The sequence below is a fragment of the Nocardia uniformis NBRC 13702 genome, assembly GCF_001613345.1.
GTDB classification, from domain to species: Bacteria; Actinomycetota; Actinomycetes; order Mycobacteriales; family Mycobacteriaceae; genus Nocardia; species Nocardia uniformis.
In genome coordinates, this window is sequence record NZ_BDCE01000101.1 from 22,930 (window position 1) to 31,552 (window position 8,623).

General features: G+C 66.5%; 6 protein-coding genes and 2 pseudogenes. 7 read left to right on the top strand and 1 reads right to left on the bottom strand.

Going from position 1 to position 8,623, the window contains the following annotated elements:
- Positions 1 to 2: 2 nt before the first annotated feature.
- The 5 genes and pseudogenes from NU1_RS35535 to NU1_RS35555 all read left to right on the top strand — a co-directional run.
- Complete coding sequence (locus tag NU1_RS35535; RefSeq protein WP_067528485.1) at positions 3 to 698, top strand: NAD(P)-dependent oxidoreductase; 696 nt, start codon at positions 3 to 5, stop codon at positions 696 to 698.
- Positions 699 to 811: 113 nt separating this feature from the next.
- Positions 812 to 1,993, top strand: a complete 1,182-nt coding sequence (locus tag NU1_RS35540) for an NAD(P)/FAD-dependent oxidoreductase (RefSeq protein WP_067528486.1) — start codon at positions 812 to 814, stop codon at positions 1,991 to 1,993.
- A 78-nt stretch (positions 1,994 to 2,071) separates the two neighbouring features.
- A complete protein-coding gene (locus tag NU1_RS35545; protein ID WP_067528487.1) occupies positions 2,072 to 2,983 on the top strand; it encodes an RNA polymerase sigma-70 factor in 912 nt (303 codons plus the stop codon).
- A gap of 310 nt (positions 2,984 to 3,293) precedes the next feature.
- Positions 3,294 to 3,917, top strand: a complete 624-nt coding sequence (locus tag NU1_RS35550; protein WP_067528488.1) for a DNA-3-methyladenine glycosylase — start codon at positions 3,294 to 3,296, stop codon at positions 3,915 to 3,917.
- A 71-nt stretch (positions 3,918 to 3,988) separates the two neighbouring features.
- Positions 3,989 to 4,456, top strand: a pseudogene (locus NU1_RS35555) (Clp protease N-terminal domain-containing protein); the annotation flags it as partial.
- A gap of 90 nt (positions 4,457 to 4,546) precedes the next feature.
- On the opposite strand, the pseudogene NU1_RS35560 reads toward NU1_RS35555, so the two are convergent.
- Positions 4,547 to 5,639, bottom strand: a pseudogene (locus NU1_RS35560) (hydroxymethylglutaryl-CoA lyase-like TIM-barrel protein).
- A gap of 216 nt (positions 5,640 to 5,855) precedes the next feature.
- Between NU1_RS35560 and NU1_RS35565 the strand changes: the two are divergent.
- Positions 5,856 to 6,527 carry a FadR/GntR family transcriptional regulator gene (locus NU1_RS35565; protein WP_067528495.1) on the top strand — a complete coding sequence of 224 codons (672 nt, stop codon included), beginning with the start codon at positions 5,856 to 5,858 and terminating at the stop codon, positions 6,525 to 6,527.
- 441 nt (positions 6,528 to 6,968) lie between these two features.
- Positions 6,969 to 8,249 (top strand): tyrosine--tRNA ligase, encoded by a 1,281-nt coding sequence (gene tyrS, locus NU1_RS35570; RefSeq protein ID WP_067528497.1) that lies wholly within the window; start codon positions 6,969 to 6,971, stop codon positions 8,247 to 8,249.
- Positions 8,250 to 8,623: the final 374 nt, after the last annotated feature.

The window sequence follows — 8,623 nt, forward strand, 5'->3', positions numbered from 1 at the left end:
TCATGCGCATCGTCATCTTCGGAGCCAATGGACCCACCGGCCGACTGCTCACCGAGCAGGCGCTCGCGGCGGGCCATGAAGTCGCCGCGGTCACCCGGCGGCCGGAATCGTTTCCACTACAGCATGATCGACTCGAGGTGGTCGCCGCCGATGTCTTCGATCCGGCCGCCGTCGCGGCGGCGGTGGCCGGGCACGACGCGGTGCTGTCGGTACTCGGCGTGCCGTTCAGCAAGCAGCCGATCGACACATATTCGACCGGGATCGCCAATATCGCCACCGCCATGGCCACGCATGGCGTACGTCGACTGGTCGCGGTCACCTCGAGCGCCGTGGATCCGCGCCCGTACTCCGACGGCGGATTCCTGTTCAACCGCATTCTGCAGCCATACGTCACGCGATTCATCGGCAAGACGCTCTACGACGATATGCGTCGAATGGAAACCCGGATCCGGGCCAGCGATCTCGACTGGACCATCGTGCGCCCGAGCGGACTGTACGACCTACCGGAGATCACCGACTACGCCGTCGTCGACGGTCACGCCGACGGCCGGTTCACGGCCCGCCGCGATCTGGCCGCGAGCCTGCTGCGGCTCCTCGCCGACGACCGGTACCTACGCCGGACCGTCAGCGTCATCACCACCGTCGACAACCCCACCGTGCTCCAGCTCATCCGCCAGGAAGCCCGCTCCAGCAGCTGATTTCCATGGCCGGACACCCCGTGACGCGGGTCACATTCGGTGGCTGTCACGTTTGTGCGCGCTGCCCTGTCTCATAGCCGACCGCAACGAACGAGCGCATTGGAGCACAGGCCATGAGCACCGACCAGACCCACCAGATCGTCATTGTCGGCGCGGGCTACACCGGCATGCTGGCCGCGGTCCGGTTGGCCCAGCGCACCCGTCGCCGGCCCACCCGGATCACCCTCGTCAACCCCTCGGCCCGCTTCATCGAGCGGCTGCGCATGCACCAGATCGCCGCCGGTCAGGAACTGGCCGACCATCACATTCCAGCGCTGCTCGACGGCTCCGGCGTCGACTTCCACCAGGCCGCCGCGACCGCCATCGACACCGCGTCCCGCACGGTCACCCTCGACGACGGCGCGACCCTGACCTACGACACCCTCGTCTACGCACTCGGCAGCAGCACCGATACGAGCATCGTCCCGGGAGCCGCCGAGCACGCCTGGACGCTCAACGATCCCCGTCTGGCACACCGGTTCTCGGTGAAGCTGGCCGAGATCGCCGCGGCGGGCGGCACGGTCGCGGTCTGCGGTGGTGGGCTCACCGGTATCGAGGCCGCCACCGAAATCGCGGAAAGCTACCCGGACCTCACCGTCACCCTGATCAGCCGGGGCGAACCCGGCGCGATGATGGGGGACAAGGCCCGCGCCCATCTGCACCGGGCGCTGGATCGGCTCGGCATCATCAGCAAGATCGGCGTCGAGGTCACCAAGGTGCTACCCGACGCGGTACACCTGAACACCGGTGAGCTCGTCGCCGCCGACCTGACCCTGTGGACCACCGGCGTCCGCGTTTCGCAACTGGCCGCGCGGGCGGGTATCGAAACCGATGCGCACGGACTGATTGTCACCGACGCGACCCTGCGTTCGGTCTCGCATCCGGAGATCCACGCCATCGGTGACGCCGCCGCCGTCCGGATGGCGTGGGGCCGGATCCACGGCACCTGCCAGAGCGGTCTGCCCACCGCCGCCTACACCGCCGACACCATTACCCGGCTGCTGCGCGGAAAGACGGTGCGGCCCTTCCGCTTCGGCTACTTCCACCAGCCGGTCAGCCTGGGCCGCAAGGATGCGGTCATCCAATTCACCAATGCCGACGACACCCCCAAGCGCTGGTACCTGAAGGGCCGGGCCGCGATCGCCTACAAGGAATCGGTCAGCAGCAGCCCGGTGCCCGCCTTCAGAATGAGCAAGTACCTGCCGATGTCGGTCCAGCTGTCCAAGGGCGGTCGTGCCACCCGGCAGCCCGCCTGAACCGCCCCCCGATGCGGCCGAGGTCGACTCGGCCGCATCGGTATCGAAACTGGTTCCCAACCGGTAAGCATGAGCACTATGCACGACGAAAGCCGCGCCACGCCCGATACCGAGTCGTCGATCGACCCCTTCGTCGAACACCGCCGGCTGCTGTTCGGTACCGCGTACCAAATGCTCGGCAGCGTCGCCGACGCCGAAGATATCCTGCAGGACACCTGGCTGAAATGGCATGCCGTCGAACAGGATTCGGTCGAGCACCCGAAGGCCTATCTGGTCCGCACCGTCACCAATCTTTCCCTGAACCGCCTCACGTCCGCCCGTGCCACCCGCGAAACCTATGTCGGCCCGTGGCTACCGGAACCCCTGATCACCGCACCGAACGCCGCCGAGGAGACCGAAATGGCCGACACCGTGTCGACCGCCATGCTGGTTGTCCTCGAGACCCTCGGCCCGGTCGAACGCGCGGTCTTCGTCCTGAGCGAGGTGTTCGGCTATTCGCATGGTGAGATCGCCGGATTCCTGGACCGCCCCGAGGCGACGGTGCGGCAGATTTCGCACCGGGCGCGCAATCACGTGCAATCGCGCCGCCCGCGCTTCGATACCGATGTCGAGCTGCGTTCTGAGGTCACCGATAAATTCCTGGCCGCCTGCCGCGGCGGTGACGTCAATGCCCTCATGGAACTGCTCGCACCCGATGTGACCATGTGGAACGACGGCGGCGGCATTGTCACCGCCGCGCGCCGCCCGGTCCACGGCGACGACCACGTCGCCCGGTGGATGCTGGGTGTGCTGGCCAAACCCGTTTCCGCCGGCGTCGAACTGCGACCCGCTGTCATCAATGGTGAACTCGGCATTATCGGCGTCGTCGACGGCTACCCGATCGGCGCGGTCACCTACGACCTGGTCGGCGGCCGCATCCAGAACCTGCGCTTCCAGGTCAATCCGAACAAGGTCAGCGGGCTGCGCGCGGCGGGTGAGGAGCAGCGGTAGTACGGCGACGGGCCCGGCACTCCTGTCGAGTACCGGGCCCGAATCCCGGGTGCGCCGCGCGGCGGGCAATCAGCCGATTGCCGCCCGCCGGTCAGCGCACTTCCGGGAAGAACGCGCCGACCGGCGCCTGCGGCGCCGTTGCCGCCGACGCCGGACCGAGCGCGTTCAGCTCATACCGCCACACCGCTCGCTGGAGCCTGCCGATGTGCTCGGAGCTGTCGGATAGAACTGACGGCACCCGCCTTCATGAACGCACCCTAGCGGATGGTTAGCGGCAGCAACAGATTGCGTTCGGGCAGAATGGTTCGTCGTGAGCGCCGAAGATCTCGCTGTCGAACCCCTGCTGGCCGCCCGGCGACTGCTCGGCGCGACGCTGTGGTCCGGGGAGGTGGCGATTCGACTGGTGGAGGTCGAGGCCTACGGCAGCGATCCATCCGGACCGTGGCCCGATCCGGCGGCCCACTCCTATCCCGGCCCGACCGCGCGCAATGCCATCATGTTCGGCCCGGCCGGAATGTTGTACGTGTACCTGAGCTACGGCATGCACACCTGCATGAATGTCACCACCGGCGCGGACGGCACCGCCAGCGCCGTCCTGCTGCGCGCGGGTGAGGTGATCGCCGGTCATGAGCAGGCTCGTAGTCGCCGCCCGGCCGCGCGGACCGACGCCGATTTGGCGCGCGGTCCGGGAAATCTGGGTAGTGCGCTCGGAATCACCCTGACCGACTACGGAACTCGACTCTTCGATACCGCCTCGCCGATCCGGCTCGAACTCGGCCCCGAACTCACCGATCCCGCCGCCATCGCGGTCGGCCCGCGGGTGGGGGTCCGGTTGGCCGCCGATCTGCCCTGGCGACTGTGGATTCCGGGCGCACCGGGGCTCTCCGCGTACCGGCGCAGTCCCCGCGCGCCGCGATTGGACCGCCCGGCCTGACAAGAAGCCCGCGCGCCACCGCGCACAGGACTACCGTGGAGACCACACCGCGATTCCCAACAGGTGGTCCCATGTTCGAGCGTTTCAGCGATAGCGCCCGCCGAGTAGTCGTCCTGTCCCAGGAGGAAGCTCGGCTGCTCGGTCACAATTACATCGGTACCGAGCATCTGCTGCTCGGGTTGATGGCGGAGGGCGACGGCGTGGCCGCCCAGGTTCTGACCGGTCTGGGTATCGACCTACCCGCCCTGCGCGACAGCGTCGAGAAGATTATCGGCCAGGGCGAGAAAACGGAGCCCAGTGGCAATATCCCGTTCACGCCGCGCGCCAAAAAGGTGATGGAGCTGTCGCTGCGCGAGGCATTGCAATTGCGGCACAGCTATATCGGGCCGGAACATATGCTGCTGGCCGTGGTCCGCGAGGGTGAGGGCGTGGCGGCGCAAATCCTGACCGCGTTCGACGCGGAGACCGACCGGATCCGTTCGGCCGTCATGGCACAGCTCGCCAGCAGTGCGACGGTTCGCCGAGAGGCCGCGGCCGCCGCACCTGAAGTAGAACTACGCCAACGGGTTACCGAGCTCGAACGCCGAGTCACCGATCTGGAGCGGCGACTCGGCGAATCCGAGCAGCCGTCAGGCGAGTCCAGCGCCTGACAGCGTGCCCCGCGCCGTCGCACCGTGTCGCGCCGCGGCGACCATCGCGGCCGCTGTTGCGGCGGTGGGGGATTCAGCGATTCCAGCGGCCCACGCGACACTCTGCTCGGTCCGATACTCCAGGTAGGCGACCGTGGTCCGAGCGGTGCCGCGCTCGATCGACTGATGCGTTACCGCCAGCACATCGACCGGCGTATCCGGGCACTCGTCCGTGTCGGTGGACGTGTACGTGGTGGTGAACAGCTCCCACAGCTGTTCGGCGGTCACCTCGGCGCCGCTGCCATCGGTGTGGCGCTGCACCTTCCGCGCGAAATCGATCTGCAAGCGTCGCGGCAGTTCCAAGCCGTACTCGGTCTGCAACAGGTAGGCCATCCCACCCTTGCCGGACTGCGAATTCACCCGGATCGGCATAGACATTCGGCGTCGCAACCTCCACGGTCGCGGGCAGATTCAGGGTCACCGGCCGCTGCGGCGTGGCATCCCACAGCGTGGCCATCCGGTCGCACACCGCCAGGACGAAATCCGGTTCGGTGAGCATGAAGACCTCGGGGGAGAACTGGAACCGCACATTCGGCATATCCCCGGCCAACTCCAGAATATCGCGCCCACCGGCAACAATCATGTCGGACAGGGTTTCTCGGGTGGTCCCGAGGACCACATCGCGCCATACCGGTGCGGTAGCGGTGTACATATGGATGACCACGTCATTGGCAATACCGCGAATCGAATCGACCGTGCGCTCGATCAGATCCCGGCGCGCCGGGGTGAACACCACAATGGTGACGTCCGCGGGTGCCAGCCCCGTTTCGCCGATGAGCCGCACGAAGTCGTAATCGGTTTGCGAGGCACTCGGGTAGCCGACCTCGATCTCCTTGTAGCCCATGGCTACCAGCAGTTCGAAGAACCGGCGTTTACGCGCCGGATCCATTGGTTCGGCCAGCGCCTGATTGCCGTCCCGCAGGTCCACCGGCACCCACAGCGGGGCGGCGGTGAGGCGATTCATCGGCCATTGCCGGTCGGTCAGGGGCACCGAAACCCGTTGGTAGACATCGCGATACCGATGCGATGGCATATCGGACGGCTGCTGACGATTCCAGTTCGGGGGAGTGCTCATGTGCTGTGCTTCCTACGCGTCGATGAGATGACCGGCGCAGCACAGCAACCCGCGTACGGGGTGCCGGTCGATCAGACCCCGTCGCGGCGGCGAAGGAGGAGAAGGGCACCCATGAGCATGTGGCCTAGACTAGATCGTCAACACTCCTCAGACAAGTAGAGAGGTAGGAGGGCTGTGTCGCAGGTACAGAGGCATCCGCTCGCCGCACAGGCCGTCGAGGTCCTGCTGACCCGCATTCGCGCGGGTGAATGGGCACTCGGCCACAAACTGCCCGGCGAAACCACTCTCGCCGCCCAACTGGGGGTAGGCCGCTCCACGTTGCGCGAGGCCATTCGCGAACTCTCCGGCAAGGGAGTGCTCGTAAGCCGCCAGGGAGCGGGCGTTTTCGTCACCGCCCTGGACGCGATCGAGGACTGGGATACGGTGCTGCGCCGCGCCGACATAGTGACCGTTATCGAGGCCCGCATCGCCATCGAGGCCGAGGCCGCCGCCCTGGCCGCCCGCCGCCGCACCCCCGCCGATCTGCGCGGCCTCTGGCGCGCGCTCTCCGCGCGGGCGGAGGCGGGGGAGTCGATCGAATCCCTCGTCGACGCCGATACCCTCTTCCACCGCACGGTGATCACCGCCGCGCACAACGACATCCTCACCCAGATGTTCGACGCCTTCGTCCCACGCCTGCGCCACGCCATGATCGACATGCTGCGTATCCGACCCCTGGCCGACGAACAGGCCGACCACCACGCCCACGAAATCCTGGTCGCCGCCATCCGCGCCCGCGACCCGGAGGCCGCCGCCACTGCCAGCCGCGTCCACCTGACCGCGCTGAAGACTGTCCTCGACAAGTAGGAGGCGCTGAATATTGCCTGGACCCCCAGCCCGTCGACGGCCACAATCGGCGGCAGACCCGCATATGGGAAGCAGCAAGAACTCGGCCGCTGACCAGTAGATGGCGGTCCGCCCTCTCCTTCCCGACGCGACCCGCCGATCCCATCGGCGGGTCGAGCGCTGTTGCGGAGTTCGGGGGGCAGCCCTCGGAACCTCGGATTTCGGAACGTCGGATACCGCCAGGGGTTCCACGGCTCAGTATCGAGAGTCTCGAGCATCGCCTCGAGGTTCCACGTCTCAGCGGCGGGAGTCTCCAGTTCTGCGTCGAGGCTTCAGGACCCAGCCGCAGGCGCCTCGAGCACCTCGCTTCCGGGGGTTCAGGGGCGAAGCCCCTGAGAGCTTCCGAGAGTTGGGCAAACCCTCTGCGCAGGTCACCTACCACCGTGCGGAAAGATAGGACAAGTGAGCGGCGACATCATCGATGAATTGACCTGGCGCGGACTGATCGCGCAGTCCACCGACCTGGACGCCCTGCGCGGCGACCTGGCGAAGGGCCCGCTGACCCTCTATGCCGGATTCGATCCGACCGCGGCCTCCCTGCACGCCGGACACCTGGTCCCACTGCTGGCACTGAAGCGTTTCCAGCGCGCCGGACACCGACCGGTAGTACTGGCGGGTGGCGCGACCGGGCTGATCGGCGACCCCCGCGATGTCGGCGAGCGCACCATGAACTCCTCCGACACCGTGGCCGAATGGGCCGGACGCATCCGCTCCCAGCTGGAGCGATTCGTCGACCTGGACGATTCGTCCACCGGCGCGATCATCGCGAACAATATGGACTGGACCGGACCGCTGAGTACGGTCGAGTTCCTGCGCGATGTCGGTAAGCACTTCTCCATCAATGTCATGCTGGCCCGCGACACCGTGAAGCGTCGTCTGGAATCCGACGGCATCTCCTACACCGAGTTCAGCTACATGCTGCTGCAAGCCAATGACTACCTGCAGCTGCGCCGCAACCACGGTTGCCGGCTGCAGGTCGGTGGCTCGGATCAGTGGGGCAACATCATCGCCGGCGTCGAGCTCAACCGTCGTGTCGACGGCGAGCACGTCCACGCGCTGACCGTTCCCCTGGTGACGTCGGCCGACGGCAAGAAGTTCGGCAAGTCCACCGGCGGCGGCAGCCTGTGGCTGGATCCGGAGATGACCAGCCCCTACGCCTGGTACCAGTACTTCGTGAATACCGCCGACGCCGATGTCGTGCGCTACCTGCGCTGGTTCACCTTCCTCTCCCGCGAGGAACTCGATGAACTGGAGCAGGCCACCATCGAGCGCCCGCACGCCCGCGAAGCCCAGCGCAAACTGGCCGCCGAGATGACAACCCTCGTGCACGGCGAGGAGCACACCCATTCGGTGCAGCTGGCGAGCCAGGCACTCTTCGGTAGGGGAGAACTGCGCGACCTCAATGAGTCCACCCTGGCGGCGGCGCTCACCGAGGCCGCGGTCGACGGCAAGGTGGCCGAGGCCGATCCCACCTCCACCATCGTCGACCTGTTGGTTGCCTCCGGACTGTCCGAGAGCCGGGGCGCGGCCCGTCGTGCCGTCAATGAGGGTGGCGCTTCGGTGAACAACGAGAAGATCTCCGATCTGGAGTGGACCCCCGCTGAAAGCGACTACCTGCACGGTCGGTGGTTGGTGCTGCGTCGCGGCAAGAAGAACTTCGCCGGGGCGCGGCGCGTGAGTTAACCGCTCACCAGGCTTTTCGCTGATGCGGAAACAAGATCGCCGAGAGCTGGGTCACAAACCTGTGATTCCGCCCGGCGATCTTGCTGTTTCCGGGCTCGGTGACCTGCGAAAACAGGTACGTGACCAGGCGATTTGACGTGGCGTTTCCCGGCACGTAACTTATTCCAGGTCAGAGCGACACGGACACCGACCAGGGGCCGAGACGCTGATCAACTCGAGTATCGAGCGGATCTGCGAAGCCCCTTGGAAACGAGGTTGTACGGGGAGCGCCTGATATGAACACTCTGGCCGAAAGCCGAACTTGACTCTGCGGAGACAGGCGGTTAGGCTGGAAAAGTTGCCTCACTGGACATCTGATCAACTCAGAGCGATGG

Excerpts from the sequence above, each read along its gene's own strand:
- NU1_RS35545 (WP_067528487.1), top strand. The coding sequence starts at position 2,072 with ATGCACGACGAAAGCCGCGCCACGCCCGATACCGAGTCGTCGATCGAC.
- NU1_RS35540 (WP_067528486.1), top strand. The coding sequence starts at position 812 with ATGAGCACCGACCAGACCCACCAGATCGTCATTGTCGGCGCGGGCTAC.
- NU1_RS35535 (WP_067528485.1), top strand. The coding sequence starts at position 3 with ATGCGCATCGTCATCTTCGGAGCCAATGGACCCACCGGCCGACTGCTC.